The organism is Actinoallomurus sp. NBC_01490 (genome assembly GCF_036227085.1).
Taxonomy (GTDB): domain Bacteria; phylum Actinomycetota; class Actinomycetes; order Streptosporangiales; family Streptosporangiaceae; genus Actinoallomurus; species Actinoallomurus oryzae.
Genome location: NZ_CP109433.1, coordinates 591984 through 606014, shown reverse-complemented (window position 1 = coordinate 606014; position 14031 = coordinate 591984). Strand labels below are relative to the sequence as shown.

The 14031-nt window shown below is 71.9% G+C and carries 15 protein-coding genes and 1 pseudogene; 12 read left to right on the top strand and 4 right to left on the bottom strand.

Annotation, left to right across the window (positions count from 1 at the left end):
- Window positions 1–89 precede the first annotated feature (89 nt).
- Window positions 90–1019 carry an LLM class F420-dependent oxidoreductase gene (locus OG417_RS03120; RefSeq protein WP_329249428.1) on the top strand — a complete coding sequence of 310 codons (930 nt, stop codon included), beginning with the start codon at window positions 90–92 and terminating at the stop codon, window positions 1017–1019.
- 175 nt (window positions 1020–1194) lie between these two features.
- Window positions 1195–1887, top strand: coding sequence for a choice-of-anchor P family protein (locus tag OG417_RS03115; RefSeq protein WP_329249426.1), 693 nt, complete (start codon window positions 1195–1197; stop codon window positions 1885–1887).
- Here OG417_RS03115 and OG417_RS03110 read toward each other — a convergent pair.
- Together OG417_RS03110 and OG417_RS03105 are read right to left on the bottom strand one after the other, a co-directional pair.
- Window positions 1877–2506, bottom strand: a complete 630-nt coding sequence (locus OG417_RS03110; protein ID WP_329249423.1) for an SAM-dependent methyltransferase — start codon at window positions 2504–2506, stop codon at window positions 1877–1879. The two genes, OG417_RS03115 and OG417_RS03110, sit on opposite strands and share 11 nt — an antisense overlap.
- Window positions 2503–3462, bottom strand: a complete 960-nt coding sequence (locus tag OG417_RS03105) for an NAD(P)/FAD-dependent oxidoreductase (RefSeq protein ID WP_329249419.1) — start codon at window positions 3460–3462, stop codon at window positions 2503–2505. Before OG417_RS03105 ends, OG417_RS03110 begins: the two co-directional genes overlap by 4 nt.
- 149 nt (window positions 3463–3611) lie before the next feature.
- On the opposite strand from OG417_RS03105, the gene OG417_RS03100 reads away from it, so the two are divergent.
- Window positions 3612–4511 carry an alpha/beta hydrolase gene (locus OG417_RS03100; RefSeq protein WP_329249417.1) on the top strand — a complete coding sequence of 300 codons (900 nt, stop codon included), beginning with the start codon at window positions 3612–3614 and terminating at the stop codon, window positions 4509–4511.
- Window positions 4508–5494, top strand: a complete 987-nt coding sequence (locus OG417_RS03095) for an RNA polymerase subunit sigma-70 (RefSeq protein WP_329249414.1) — start codon at window positions 4508–4510, stop codon at window positions 5492–5494. The genes OG417_RS03100 and OG417_RS03095 overlap by 4 nt, the downstream gene beginning before the upstream one ends.
- 42 nt (window positions 5495–5536) lie before the next feature.
- On the opposite strand, the gene OG417_RS03090 is transcribed toward OG417_RS03095, so the two are convergent.
- Window positions 5537–6349 carry an SAM-dependent methyltransferase gene (locus tag OG417_RS03090; RefSeq protein ID WP_329249411.1) on the bottom strand — a complete coding sequence of 271 codons (813 nt, stop codon included), beginning with the start codon at window positions 6347–6349 and terminating at the stop codon, window positions 5537–5539.
- Window positions 6350–6482: 133 nt separating this feature from the next.
- On the opposite strand from OG417_RS03090, the gene OG417_RS03085 reads away from it, so the two are divergent.
- The 8 genes from OG417_RS03085 (at window position 6483) to OG417_RS54190 (ending at window position 12699) form a co-directional block, all read left to right on the top strand.
- Window positions 6483–7046: an HAD family hydrolase gene (locus OG417_RS03085; RefSeq protein WP_329249409.1), complete on the top strand. Its 564-nt coding sequence runs from the start codon at window positions 6483–6485 to the stop codon at window positions 7044–7046.
- A 5-nt stretch (window positions 7047–7051) separates the two neighbouring features.
- On the top strand, window positions 7052–7351 hold the full coding sequence (locus OG417_RS03080; RefSeq protein WP_329249407.1) for a hypothetical protein: 300 nt from the start codon (window positions 7052–7054) through the stop codon (window positions 7349–7351).
- 128 nt (window positions 7352–7479) lie between these two features.
- Window positions 7480–8244: a hypothetical protein gene (locus tag OG417_RS03075; RefSeq protein WP_329249404.1), complete on the top strand. Its 765-nt coding sequence runs from the start codon at window positions 7480–7482 to the stop codon at window positions 8242–8244.
- Between the two features lie 5 nt (window positions 8245–8249).
- Window positions 8250–9374: a sensor histidine kinase gene (locus OG417_RS03070; protein ID WP_329249401.1), complete on the top strand. Its 1125-nt coding sequence runs from the start codon at window positions 8250–8252 to the stop codon at window positions 9372–9374.
- Window positions 9371–10024, top strand: a complete 654-nt coding sequence (locus tag OG417_RS03065) for a response regulator transcription factor (protein WP_329249398.1) — start codon at window positions 9371–9373, stop codon at window positions 10022–10024. The genes OG417_RS03070 and OG417_RS03065 overlap by 4 nt, the downstream gene beginning before the upstream one ends.
- 83 nt (window positions 10025–10107) lie before the next feature.
- Window positions 10108–11175 carry an alpha/beta fold hydrolase gene (locus tag OG417_RS03060; protein ID WP_329249395.1) on the top strand — a complete coding sequence of 356 codons (1068 nt, stop codon included), beginning with the start codon at window positions 10108–10110 and terminating at the stop codon, window positions 11173–11175.
- Between the two features lie 192 nt (window positions 11176–11367).
- Entirely contained in the window at window positions 11368–12195 is an 828-nt protein-coding gene (locus OG417_RS03055; RefSeq protein WP_329249392.1) for a hypothetical protein, read from the top strand.
- A gap of 54 nt (window positions 12196–12249) precedes the next feature.
- A complete protein-coding gene (locus OG417_RS54190; RefSeq protein WP_442875651.1) occupies window positions 12250–12699 on the top strand; it encodes a sunset domain-containing protein in 450 nt (149 codons plus the stop codon).
- Window positions 12700–12940: 241 nt separating this feature from the next.
- Here OG417_RS54190 and OG417_RS03050 read toward each other — a convergent pair.
- Window positions 12941–13900, bottom strand: a pseudogene (locus OG417_RS03050) (ROK family transcriptional regulator); the annotation flags it as partial.
- Between the last annotated feature and the right edge of the window lie 131 nt (window positions 13901–14031).

The window sequence follows — 14031 nt, the reverse complement described above, 5'->3', positions numbered from 1 at the left end:
CGGAAGCTTCGCGCGGACTCGCCGCCGGTGAGACGGCCACTCGTCGGCATATAGTTGAACTATCAACTACATTAAGGAGCTGACAGATCATGGCGACCGCACTCGGACTCGGCCTCCCGCAGAACCATCAGTACGACCTCGGCAGCGACGTGACCGACGTGGCACGCGCCGCCGAGCGGATCGGATACGAGAGTCTTTGGGCCTACGAGCGGGCCCTGTTCCCGGAGCCCGCGACCCAGGGCCTGTACGGCGTTCCCGGCATGCCCTGGCCCGATTCCTACCGCGGGGTGGCCGAGCCGCTCGTGACACTGGCCCTCGCCGCGGCGGTCACCGAACGCGCCCGGCTGGGCACCAGCGTGCTGGTGGCACCACTGCACGGACCGTTCCAGCTGGCGAAGACGCTGGCCACGCTGGACGCGGCGAGCGGCGGCCGGGTGATCGCCGGCTTCGGCACGGGCTGGTCCCTCGATGAGTACGCGGCCGCGGGCGTCCGGCCCTTCGAGGAGCGCGGCCAGGTGATGGACGAGGTCATCGAGGTCTGCCGGGCGGTGTGGGGCCCGGACCCGGTGACCTACGACGGCGGGACGACCCGGATCGCCCCCGCCGTGGTCGGACCCAAACCCGCCCGGCCGATCCCGATCCTCCTGGCCGCCGGCGGTAAGCGAGCACAGCGCCGGCTCATCGACCACGCCGACGGCTGGCTGCCCGTCGCCACCAGCGTCGAGCAGGCCACCACCCAGTGGCGCGAACTACGAGAACTGGCGGCCGAACGCGGGCGCACCAAGCCGATCCAGACGGTGCTGCGGACCAACCCGCAGTACACGCCCAAGCCGTACGAGGGCGGCGACCGCGCCCCCTTCCAGGGGAACGTCGAGCAGATCGTCGAGGATCTGGTCGCGTTCGCCGCGATCGGCTTCGAGGACATCATCGTCGACTTCCAGCAGAGCGTGCGCGACGCCGAGGAGCTCAAGGACGTCGCCGCCGAGGTGTACGAGAAGGCGCGCGCGGCCGGCGTGTGAGCGGGTGGCCGGGGCCGGCCGCCCGAATTGTCGCCGGACGCGCTCTGTGACCGGTACGCGACAAGGCGTGTGAGGAACTTCGGCGGATCGTGCAACCGAAGCACCCGCTGATGCGTAGAGGACAGGCGCAGAGCTTGACCCGTACCTCCATCCCGAGGAGACAACTGTGCGCTTGATGCCCCTCCCCGCAAGCGTCGCGATCGCCGGAGCGGTCGCCGCAGCGATCGCCGTCCCGGCCGCACTCGCGGCGACGGCCTCGGCCAGCCCGGCCACCGGCACCGCGTCCGCCTTCGGCGTGTCCGCCACCGGCCTGGTCAACATCCCGCAGACCCCGGCGGTCACCTCGTCGGCAGGGGCGCACCACAAGAGCCTCGCTCAGCTGCCGCCGAACCCGCTGGTGAAGCTCAAGGTGCTGCACACCTCCGCCGCCGGTGCGGCCTCACGCGCGAGCGTGGTCGACCTCAGGGTGGTCAAGGCCGCGCTGTCGGCCCACCTGATCACGGCCAAGTGCGTCGGCGGCAAGGGCTCGTCGCACCTGGTCAAGGCCTCGGTCGCCGGCCACCGTCTCGCCGCGGACGCGGCGCCGAACAGCACGGTCACGGTGCCGGTCCAGGGCGTCGGATCGGTCTCGGTGGTGCTCAACAAACAGGTCCACAATGGGGACGGCAGCCTGACCGTCACCGCGGTGGAGGTGAAGCTGGCGCTCGCGACCGGCAAGGCCCAGACGATCGACATCTCCTCCGCCACCTGCTCCGCCGGTCAGACCACGCCGCCGCAGCAGCCGACGCCGACACCGACGCAGAGCACCCCGCCCGGTCAGGCGCCGGTGCCCACGCCGGTGCCGAGCGACCTTCCCGTCACCGGCTGACCTCCTCCGCGGCCAGACGCCGGACCCTGAGCGTGTTGTCGGTACGGGTCGCCGGCTTTCCGTCGGGTGCGGTCTGGATCCGCTCGTGTTCCGCGCAGACCTGCACCTCCCACTGCCCTTCCGGGAGGTGCAGGTCCGCGAGGACGTCCTGCGGGGTCGGCAGCCGGACGTGGGCGTGATCGTGTTCCCACGGCGGGAGGCCCCCGTGGCCGACGATGAGCAGCACCCCACCGCGTACGACGGCCGAGGCCGCGGTCCGCAGGATCTCCTCCCGCGGCATGTCGCCGGGGGAGTGCAGGAAGTGCGCGGACACGAGGTCGAACTCCCCGGCCGGGAACGACCTCGCTAGGTCGTGCCACTGGAAGTCGATCCGCTCGGCGACGCCCGCCTCGGCCGCGTGCCGGGCCGCGCGTTCGAGGGCGACGCGGGAGATGTCGACGGCCGTCACGTGCCATCCGCGCCGGGCGAGCCAGACGGCGTCGCCGCCCTCGCCGCATCCCAGGTCCAGCACCCGCCCCGGCGGCAGGTCGGAGACCTCACGGACCAGCACGTCGTTCGGTTTCCCGCTCCAGAGCCGCTCGCTCTCCCGGTACCGGGCGTCCCACTCTTCCGCGCTCATCGCCTTACCTCCCTGCGGGCCTCGACGGCCCGGCGCGTCTCCTCCGCCACCAGGTCCGCGTTGATCATCGCACCGGCGCGTACGCCCGCGGCGGCCGCGCCGATGACCTGGTCGGCCAGGCCGGTCACGTTGCCGGCCACCCATACTCCCGGGACCGCCGTCGCTCCGGTCGGATCCGCCGGGATGGAGGTGCCGATGACGTGGCCGCCCATCTCCTGCTCGGCCGGCTCCAGCCCGAGACCGGTGAGCACCCCGGCCCGGGCGGTCATGAAGGGCGGGACGGTGAGCGCGTCGCAGGCGACCACCCGCCCGTCCTCCAGCCGGACGCCGGTGAGCCGGTCGTCCTCCACCTCCATCGCCGTCACCCGGCCGTCGACCACGGTGACGTCGCGGGCGGCCAGTTCCTCGTTGTCCGCGAGCCCGTCGACGCCGTTCGCCAAGAGGGTCACGTTCTTGCTCCACTGCCGCCACAGCAACGCCTGATGAACCGCGACCGGTGAGGTGGCCAGGACGCCGATCGCCCGGTCGCGCACCTCCCAGCCGTGGCAGTACGGGCAGTGGAGCACGTCGCGGCCCCAGCGTGCGGCCAGTCCGGGAACGTCGGGCAGGTCGTCGACCAGGCCCGTCGTGACGAGCAGGCGGTCCGCCGTGACGACCGAGCCGTCCGCGAGGGTGACGCGGAAGCCGCCGGTGTCGCGGCGCTCGGCCGACACGACCTCACCCGATCGGATCTCACCGCCGTACCCCTCGACCTCGCGCCGGCCGTCGGCCAGGAGGACCTCCGGCGGCGTTCCCTCCCGCCCCAGGTAGGTGTGCACCTGGGCCGCCGGCGCGTTCCGCGGACGGCCCGCGTCGATGACCAGGACCCTGCGCCGCGCCCGGGCCAGGGTCAGCGCCCCGCCCAGACCGGCCGCCCCACCGCCGATCACGACCACTTCGTATGTCTGTTGCGTCATGCCGATGATGGTGAGCCCCCGCCACCCCACACGACAAACATCTTTGCCGATTCGGCAAAGTGCGTGCCCGCGGTGTCCGGGTGCGATTCCTTTCGGGGCCGCCGGTGGTCTGCACTGTCGAAAGGCTTCCTGAGCGAGAGGACACGCTGATGCCAAGTAAGCAGTCCAGGGCGGTCGCGAGGCACTGGACGGCGGCGGCCCAGGCACGTACGCCGGCCGAAGCGCCGAGCGACGAGCAGTGGGGAGATCTGACGGCGGAACCACCTGAGGTCGACTACACCGAGGTCGTCGCGGGCGGCCTGCCCGCGATGTGGGCGGTACCGAAGCGGAAAGCCGAGGACCGGGTGCTGCTGTGCATTCACGGCGGAGGTTTCGTCAGCGGCTCGATCACCTCGCACCGCAAGATGTTCGGGCATCTGGCCAGGGCGACGGGCGCACGGGCACTGATCTTCAACTACCACCTCGTCCCCGGGCACACCCATCCGGCGCAGGTCGACGAGGCGACGATGACGTACCGCTGGCTGCTCGACGAGGGATTCCGCGCCGGCCACGTCGCCTTCGCCGGCGACTCGGCCGGCGGTGGGCTGGTGATCACCACGCAGCTGCGGGCCCGCGAGCAGGGGCTGCCTCTCCCGGCCGCGGCGCTGCCGTTCTCACCCTGGGTGGACATGGAGGCCGTCGGAGAGTCCTACGAGACCAACCGGGAGCGCGACGCCTTCTTCAGCCGGGACCTCGTACGCGCGCTGGCGGATGACTTTCTGGGCGCGGACGGTGACCCCCGCGACCCGCTGGCCAACCCGCTGTACGCCGACCTGTCCGGCCTCGCGCCGACCTACATCCAGGTGGGAGGGGACGAAGCGCTGCTGGACGACGCGCGCCGGCTGGAAGAGCACGCCCGCAAGGCCGGAGTCGACGTCCGGCTCGACGTGTTCCCCGGCATGCAGCACACCTTCCAGATGGCCGCCGGCCGGGCCCCGGAGGCCGACGAGGCGATCCGGAGAATGGCCGCCTGGGTACGGCCCAGACTCGGCCTTCGGGATGCCGCATGATCGACCAGGGAGCGGCGGTGACGAGGGCGCTCGACGCCGGTGAGTTCGCCCGCCTCACTGAGCCGTTCCGACGCGAGTTGCTGGCGCACTGCTACCGGATGCTCGGTTCGGCGGATGAGGCCGAGGACCTGGTGCAAGAGACCTACCTCCGGGCATGGCGGTCGAACGGGACGTTCGAGGGCCGGTCGTCGCTGCGGGTCTGGCTGTACCGCATCGCCACCAACGCCTGCCTGACCGCGCTGCGGCAGCGCGGTCGGCGGGCGTTGCCGTCCGGCCTCGCCGGCCCCGCCGACGATCCGGACGCTCCGCCGGACCCCGCCGATCCCGAGGTCGCGTGGCTACAGCCGATCGCGGACACACTCGTGATCCCGCAGCCGGAAGATCCCGCGACGATCGTCGCCACGCGCGAGAGCCTGCGGCTCGCGCTCATCGCCAGCCTGCAGTATCTGCCCGCACGGCAACGTGCGGTGTTCATCCTGCGGGAGGTGCTCGCCTTCCCGGCCGGCGAGGTCGCGACCATGCTCGACACGACCACCGCGGCGGTCAAGAGTTCATTGCAGCGGGCCCGTGCCCGGCTCGACGATGTGTCCCCCAGCCGGGAGAAGGTCATCGAGCCCACCGAGCCGTACGCGCGGGCACTGCTCGACCAGTACGTCGCCGGCTTTGAGAAGGCCGACATCGCGGCACTCGAACGCGCTCTCCGCGCCGACGCCGCGATAGAGCTGGTCGGCACCCGCACCTGGTTCTCTGGGCGCTCGGCCTGCCTGCGGTTCCTGCACGACGTGATCGGGTCGCCGGGAGACTGGCGGATGATCCCCACTTTCGCCAACGGGCAGCCGGCCGCGGCCGCCTACCGCGACGGCGCCGCGTACGGGCTGGGCGTCCTCACCGTGACCAGGACGGGCATCGCCCGCATCCTCGTCTTCGGCGGCGGCGCCGGCCTGGTCGCCGGGTTCGGCCTCCCGCCCGAGATGAGTGGGTGACCGGTCATCCGGGCGGGTGGGGCCTCCGCGCCGGTGGCCCGGTCAGGGCTTTCGGCCGACGGCGGCGAACTGGTCCACGTCGTGCGTGACCCCGAGGTTGACCTCGCCCGGGCGCCAGCGCGTCGTCGTGACGACTCCCGGCTCCAGCACGTCGAGGCCGTCGAGGAAGCTCTCGATCTCCTCGGGGCTGCGCGGGGTGAGCGGAGGCCTGCCGACCTTGTTCCACTGCCGCGCGCCCTCGTCCATCGTCTCGCTGTGCACGGCGTGGGCGAGCGCCAGGTGACTGCCCGAGGGCACCGCGTCCACCAGCCGGCGTACGATCTTCCGCGCCTCGTCCGTGTCGTCGATGTGGTGCAGGATCGCGATCAGCATGATCGCGATCGGCCGGTCGAAGTCAAGGACTTTCTCCGCCTCGCGCAGGATCGTGTCGGGGTCGTGCAGGTCGGCCTCGACGTAGTGGGTGACACCGGCCTCCGTGCTGGTGAGCAGGGCCTCGGCGTGCACCAGCACCAGCGGGTCGTTGTCGACGTAGACGATGCGCGACTCCGGGGCGATCCCCTGGGCGACCTCGTGCGTGTTGTTGAAGGTGGGCAACCCGGTGCCGATGTCGATGAACTGCCTGATCCCGGCCTCGGCGGTCAGGTGACGGACGGCCCGCACGAGGAACGCGCGCGAGGCGCGAGCGAGTTCGAGCACGGGCGGATTGACCTTGGCGATGCGCTCGCCGACCTGGCGGTCGGAGGCGAAATTGTCCTTGCCGCCGAGGAAGTAGTTCCAGACGCGGGCGGTGTGCGGCACACCGGTGTCGAGCGCCCAGTGTGGCTGCGGTTCGGGAACAGCCGGCTTGTCTTTCACGGTGACCCCTCCGCTCCGCGCAGCCGATCGTGTTCCCGAGCGTAACCCGCATAATCCCGCCAGATCGACACGTTCGGGATGTGTTGCCGCTTCTTCGCACACATGACACCGAACCACCGCCGCCGGCGGCGAAATGGCAACCTCGGACGGGGGCGACGCGAGGAGAGAGCTCACCTTCACCGAACAGCGGCGCCTGCGGGTCACCTCCCTCGCCGCCGAACTCGGCCTGGGCTCCTGGGACGCCCGGCAGGCCGACGCCTGGTTCGCCGGCTACCTGCGCCGCTACGAGGCGGCCTGGCGGGTCTATCCCGACGTCCGCCCGGCGCTCGAAGCGCTCGCCACACGCCGTCGCCGTCTGCGCCTGGGGGTCCTGACCAACGGCGACGCCGGCCAGCAGCGCGGGAAACTCCTCCACGTCGGGCTCGCGGACGAACTCCCGGACGTCATCGCCTCCAGCGAGGCCGGTGCCGCGAAACCCAGCGCGAAAATCTTCCACACGGCCTGCACCCGGCTCCGCCTCGCGCCGGAAGAGGTCGCCTACGTCGGGGACCGGCTCGGTACCGACGCCATCGCCGCCACCGACGCCGGGCTGCAGGGCATCTGGCTGAACCGCGGCGACGAAACCGGGCCGACGCGTCCGCCGGTCATCCGGACCCTCCGCGACCTGCCCGCCCTCCTGACCGAGTTCGACGGGTGAACGCCATGGACGACGGGGATCGGGCCCTGGCCCTGGACGAGAAGACGGGGAACGCCCTGACCGCGTTCCTTCCCGCCGCGCAGGTCTCCGGCGTGCCCGGCGACGCGCCGATGCCCGCCTCGCTGGTCGCGGTCTGGCACGGCCCGCGGCCGCCGCTGGTCTTCGACCGCTTCCGTCACCAGTGGGAACTCCCGGGCGGCGGGATCGAACGCGGGAAGACCCCGCTGCACCGTCCTCCTCCCGGCGGCACCCAGATCATCGATGCGACCGTCGCGCTGCACACTCGCCCCGAACAGACTCGATGAGTCGCCCGCCGTGGCGTCCACTACGCGTATCGGCGTAGTCCGGATGCCGCTCCTCGGCCGACGCCAGGCGGCCCGCCGTGCCGAATGATGGCCGGGCACAGCGACATACCGATGCCCGAGGAGGTGCCGTGCGGGACGTGCTCGCCGGTGTTCGGAGCCGTGGCCGTCGTATCGAGCGTTTCTGTTACGGCCTCGGTGCGGTGCTCGTCTGCGCGGGACTGTTCCACCTGGTCGTCTTCGCGGTCGACGGCGGCCCCTGGTACGGCCCGGTGTCCTGGCGGAAGCCGGCCACCTTCGGGCTGTCGTTCGGCCTGACGCTGGTCGCGGTCGCGTGGGTGGCCTCGTACCTGCCGATCGGCGAACGTGGGCGCGCGCTGCTGCTGGGCGTCTTCGCGGCCGACTGCGTCGTGGAGGTCGGCGGCATCACGCTGCAGGCGTGGCGGCACGTGCCCTCCCACCTGAACCGGGAGACCGCCGTCAACTCCGCGGTCTCCACGGTGCTCGCGGCCGGGGGCGCGGTGCTCGTCGTGGTCCTGGGCGTCCTGGCCGTGACCGCCTTCCGGGCGAATCCCGGGGTCCCGGCCGGCATGCGGCTCGGCCTGCGGGCCGGGTTCGTGAGCCTGATGATCGGGCTGGCCACCGGCGCCGCGATGATCGCTCGCGGGGCGGCCGAGGTCGGCGCCGGCCACCAGCAACAGGCCTATCACGACCTCGGTTTCCTCAAGCCCGTCCACGGCGTGAGCCTGCACGGGGTCCTGGTCCTGCCCGCGCTGGCCTGGCTGTCGTCCCGTACCACCTGGGACGAAAGCCGCCGTACCCGGGTCGTCGCCATCGCCGTCGCCGGGTACGGCCTGGCCATCGCCGCCGCCCTGGCCTACTCCCTGCTCCGCTGAGAGCCATGAGGATCACCAGGTCTCTGGCCGGCGACGTCGCCCTGGCGGCCGTGCTGGCCTTCACGGGGGTCGTCGGCAGCGCGTTCGCCGGGGCGCCGGACCGGGCCGCGGTGCCGATCGACGCGCTGGGGTACGCGCTGGTGGTGGCGGTGGCCCTGGTGCTCGCCGTACGCCGCAGGTGGCCGCTGCCGGTGCTGGCCGCCGTTGCGGCAGGCACCTCGGCGTACCTGGCGTTCGGGTACTCCTACGGGCCGATCCTGGTGTGCTTCATGCTCTCGGTGTACAGCGCGGCCAGGCACGCGGCGCCGGCCAGGTCCGCGCCGTACTCGCTGGCCGCGCTCGCCCTCCTGGTCATCCACCTGTTCGTCGGCGACACCACGCTCGGCCTGTACGGGCTGATCCCCGTCTCCGCCTGGGTCGTCGTCCCGTTCGCCCTGGGGTTCACGCTGCGGACGCGGTGGGAGGCGGCCGTACGGGCGCGCGCCGAGACGATCCGGCAGCACGTCGACGAGGAGCGGTTCCGGGTCGCCCAGGAGGTGCACGACATCGTCGGGCACGGGCTCGCCGCGATCAAGATGCAGGCCGACATCGCGCTGCACCTGCTCGCCAAGAAGCCCGACCAGGCGGAACTGGCGCTGTCGGCCATCAGCCGTACCAGCAGTGACGCTCTTGATGAACTCCGCGCGACGCTCGCGGTGGTCCGCCGGACGCGGACCGCCGCGGAAAGGTCGCCCGTACCGGGGCTGGGCGGTCTCGACGGGCTCCGGCAGCGGATGGCGGAGGCCGGTGTCGACGTGGGTCTCGACACCACGGGGGAACCTCCGGCCGCCCTCCCGGTCGCGATCGACGTGACCGGTTACCGGATCGTCCAGGAGTCGTTGACCAACGTGCTGCGGCACAGCGGAGCCACGACGGCGAGCGTGAGCATCCGGTACCGGCCCGAGAGCGTCGTCATCGTGGTCGCCAATCCCGTGTCCGGGACGCCGGCCGGTGCCGCCGGTGTGGGCGGGTTCGGGATCTCCGGCATGCGCGAACGCGTCCTCGCCCTCGACGGGGAGTTCACCGCCGGGCCGGTCTCGCACGGCCGTTTCGAGGTCCGCGCCCGTCTTCCGTACGGAGGCCGAACATGATCGAAGTACTCGTCGTCGACGACCAGGAGCTCGTCCGCCTCGGGCTGCGCACCCTGATCGAGAACGAGGACGGGATGTCCTGCGCCGGGGAGGCCGCCGACGGGCTGGCCGCCGTCGCCGCCGCCCGGCGGGAGCGGCCCGACGTCGTCCTGATGGACATCCGCATGCCCGGCGTCGACGGGCTCACCGCCACCCGGCGGATCAGCGCCGATCCCTCTCTCGCGGGCACCAAGGTCATCGTCCTCACCACGTTCGAACACGACCAGTACGTCTTCGACGCCCTGCGGCACGGCGCCAGCGGCTTCCTGCTCAAGGACACCAGGCCGGCCGACCTCCTGGCCGCCATCCGCGCGGTCGTCGACGGCGGCGCGCTCATGTCGCCCTCGGTGACGCGCAAGGTCATTCGCGCCTTCGTGGCGAACGCGCCCCGCCCGGCCCGGCCGCATCCCGCCCTGGACACGCTGACCGACCGGGAGCGGGAGATCCTCGCCCTGGTCGCCGAGGGCCTGAGCAACGAGGAGATCGCCGCCCGGCTGGTGATCAGCCCGGCCACGGCGCGTACGCACGTCAGCCGCGCGATGGTGAAGCTCGGCGCCCGCGACCGGGCGCAGCTGGTCGTCTTCGCCTACCAGTCCGGGCTGGGCGACTGACCGCTTCCGTACGCCGATCCGCGTAGAGCCGTTGCCGCTCCACGGCGGACGTGCGCTCGGTCGTCCGCGGCGACGATCGCGGAATGACTCGGACCTCCATAGCGCAGGTGGCCGACGTGGTCTTCGGGCGCCGCCGGGAGCGTAGGAACGTGGGGACGTCAGCGCCGCGTCGCGACACTCCCGCGGGTCGCCCTTCCGCCGGCCGTCCGGGCAAGGCCCGGTGGCGGTGGGCGCGCCGCCTGCTCGTCGCCGCTGCGGCGTCCGCCGTCGCCGCGACGCTGTCCTCGTTCATCTACAACGCCGCGACCGCCGGCCGGGCCCGCGAACCGGCGGGCCTGCGGTTCGTCACCGCCGACGGCATCCGCACCCGATACCGGCAGTGGGGCGGCGGTGACGGGCCGCCCGTCGTCCTGGTCCACGGCTTCGCCGAGTCGGCGGACACCTTCGATCCACTCGGCCGGGCGCTCGCCGGACGACGCCGGGTGTACGCACTCGACCTGACCGGCTGGGGCTACAGCCGGCGCGAGGGCCCGTACGACGCCGACCACCAGGCCGCGCAGGTGCTGGGCTTCCTCGACGCGCTGCACCTGGACCACGTCACGCTCGTCGGGCACTCCACCGGCGCGGCCGTGGTCGCCGCCGCGACGCTGCGGTCACCGGACCGCGTCTCGCGGCTGGTGTTCCTCGACGGGGACGGGCTGAACACCGGCGCCGGCGCGGGCGCCACCGGACTCCAGACCGCGCTTCCGCCCCCGTACCGCACGACGTTGCTCCGGCTCGCCGTCCGCTCGGACTGGCTGATCCGCCGGATCTATGAGTCCAACTGCGGTCCGGGCTGCCCCCACCTCGACCGCGCGGGTGTGGACCAGTGGCGCCGCCCCTTGAAGGTCGCGGGCGCGGAGGACGGAATCTGGCACATGACGAGCATCGTCGGCCTGCCCGCCACGCGCGTGGCGGCGCTCGCCGGAGTCCCGATCTCCAAGGCGGTGGTCTTCGGCTCCGCCGACGACGTGTTCGCCAGGTCCTCGCCGTACGAGACGGCGAAGCGGATCGGCGCCCCTGCACCGGTGCTCGTCCCGGGCGCCCGCCACCTGTCCTTCATCTCCAACCCCGGCCAGGTCGCCTCGGCGATCACCGGAGGTGGCGGGTGAGCCGCAACCGACGGCGGTCACGGTCCAGGTCGACGATGGCCACCGCCTGTCACCTTGCCATGACCGCGTCGCGCACGAGCGGCTCACCGTCGATCGGCGCTTCCGTCAGGTAATCCGGACAAGCACCCCGGCGCGTCCTGATATGGGCAACGGCATCGTTGCCGGGAATCGGAGGAAGTCACCGTGATGACGATGGCCGGTCGATGCGCGGCCGGCGCCGCCGCTCTGGCGCTGGTGGTGTCGCCGGCGGGGTGCCGGGCGAACGCGAACAAGCCCTCGGCCGCGAGCGGCACGCCCCGTACGGCGGCGGAGGCGTTGGACCAGGCGGTGAAGCGGCTCGGCTCGGTGACGTCCTACCAGGCGTCGGTCTCCCTCTCCACCTTCGTGGGCAAAAACAGGAAACGCCTGGCCGGCGAGGTGGCGAGCCGGTCGAAGGACCAGGCCCTGCAGTACGACGTCCCCTTCACCAACACCGGGTGGGAGGGCGACCCGGGCTCCAGCGAGATCCTCCTCGGTGACAAGCTGTACATCAAGAACCTGAAGCTGCTCGAGTTCATCCACAAGCCGTGGATCGGCCTCTCGCTCAGCGCGCTGAAGCCGACCGACACCGACGTCATGGCTCTCGTCGCCCAGGTCCGCCAGCCGGACCCGCTGCTGCACGCCAGGATGTTCACCGCCTCAAAGGACGTGCACACGGTCGGCCGGGAGACGACGGCCGGGACGCCCACCACCCGCTACCAGGGCACGTTCGCCCTCAGCGAGGCGCTGACCAAGCTGAGCCCGGCCGAACGCACCGAGGCGCAGCTGGTCTACGGGCCGTTCGGCACCACCCCGTACTTCGAGGTCTGGATCGACGACCAGCGGCTGATCCGCAAGATCAACCTGGTCAACCGGCGCGGCACGAAGCGGCGGCTGAACACCACCATCAACTACTCCACCTTCGACACCCCGGTCACGATCACGCCACCGGCTCCGAAGGACGTGAAGAACCTCAACCACCCCAAGGGAATTCCGGTCTGAACCGGACCGGCGCACGAACGTGTCACGCCCCTCGTACGGAGGTACGTTCGGCCTGTGACGCGCTACTTGCAGGCCGTGGGGTGGCTGGCGCTGCTCGTCTTCCTGCTTCCGGCGCTCGGGTACGTGCTGGTGCTGCTCGTCTCCCGCCCGCGGCCCCCGGTGGCCTTCGGCTCCTGGTACGGGGTCTTCGTCCTGGCGTGGTTCCTGGTCGCGCTCCCGGTCGTGGCGCTGCTGTGGGTGATACCGCCGCTGCCGCGCGCCGCCGTCGCCGCCGCGGTCGTCTATCTGCTCCTGCTGGTGGTGCCGTTGGCGTCCGGGATGGCGCGGTACCCCCTGCACATCATCCGCTGCGGCCACCTGCCACTGGTGGGTACGACCTTCGCCGCCGGCTACACCTACACGACCCCCGCCAGCCCGGCGTACGCGGTGACACCCCTCGACGACCGTTTCTTCTGCTCCCGCGAGGAGGCCTCGTCCGCGGGCTTCCGCGAATCACGAACCTGACGCCCGCCAACGCGTACCGCCAAGGTCGCTCATAGATCGCCGAACAGCACACGTTCACGTGCGTGTTCGACGGCGACCAGCAAGGCGCCGCGTACCACCGGCCGGTCCGGAACGGTGCTCGCCTCCACCCGGGGCCGGGCCAGGCACATGTCGGCGACGGCGCGCTGAACACGTCCCGCCGGCTCGTCGCCTCCGGCGGGGGCGTGGCTGCCCAGTACGACGAGTTCAGGTCGAGAACGGTACAGATGGAGGCGACCCCCAAGGCGATCCGCCGGGCCAACTCGTCGAGAAAGGCCGCCCCCGTCGTACTCCTGACGGCGGTCGCCACGCACTGCGCGGCGTTCTCGGTCGCGATCCGGTGCCGCGCGGCGAGTTCCTGCACGGCCTGCGAGCCCACCAGGGCCTGGAAGGCGGCGGCCGCCTCATAGCGGCTGCGGTCAAAGCCGCCGTTGCCCACGGCCGAGCCCGGAACGGGCATCGCCCCGAGTTCACCGGCCGCGCCCGCGGTCCCGCGCAACAACTGGTCGCCCACCATGACGGCCGATCCAGGCCCGCGTCCGATCCAGACCAGTACGAAATCGCGAACGTCACTCGCGGCTCCCAGCGCACGCTCGGCCATCGCGGCGAGGTTGACGTCGTTGTCGATCCGGACGGCCAGCCCCAGCCTTCGGCGGATGGCTTCGATGACGTCTCCGTCCCAGGCGGGCATCTCGTAGCAGAACTGAACACGGCTTGTATCAGGCTCAATGACGGCGGGAAGGGCGATCACGCACACCTGCACCTGCGCCCTGTCGATCTGTGCGGCCTCGGTGAGGTGTTCCACGATCGCGTGTACCGCTTCGGCCGGGTCCGCGGCGGCATCGGTCAGGGCCGTCGTCTCCGCCAGCACTCGCCCGGTGATGTCGGCGAGAACGGCGGTCGTCGTGTCGGGGTAGACCTCAATCGCGATCACATGGCCGCACGAGGGGTTGAGGCCGTAAAGGGCGGCGCCGGGCCCGCGCCCGCTCTCTCGTACGCCGACCTTGACGACCAGGCCACGCTCCTCCAGCCGGGACAGGACATGGCCGGCCGTCACCTTCGACAGCCCGGTCGTCTCGCTCACCTGCGCACGAGTCGACGCTCCCGACGAAGCCAGCAGCTCCAGCGCGGCGCGATCGTTCAGCGTGCGCAGCAGACGCGGGCGCCCGGGATTCGCGGTCATGCGATCAATCATGACCCACAAGGCGCCCCCGGGCGAGGCCGAACGCGACCGACGCGGCCGTGGCACGGGGCCGGCCGATGCCCCCGCGAGCGCGCGCGTCGTCCCCGGCCGGAGTTTCGGGGGCGGACCCG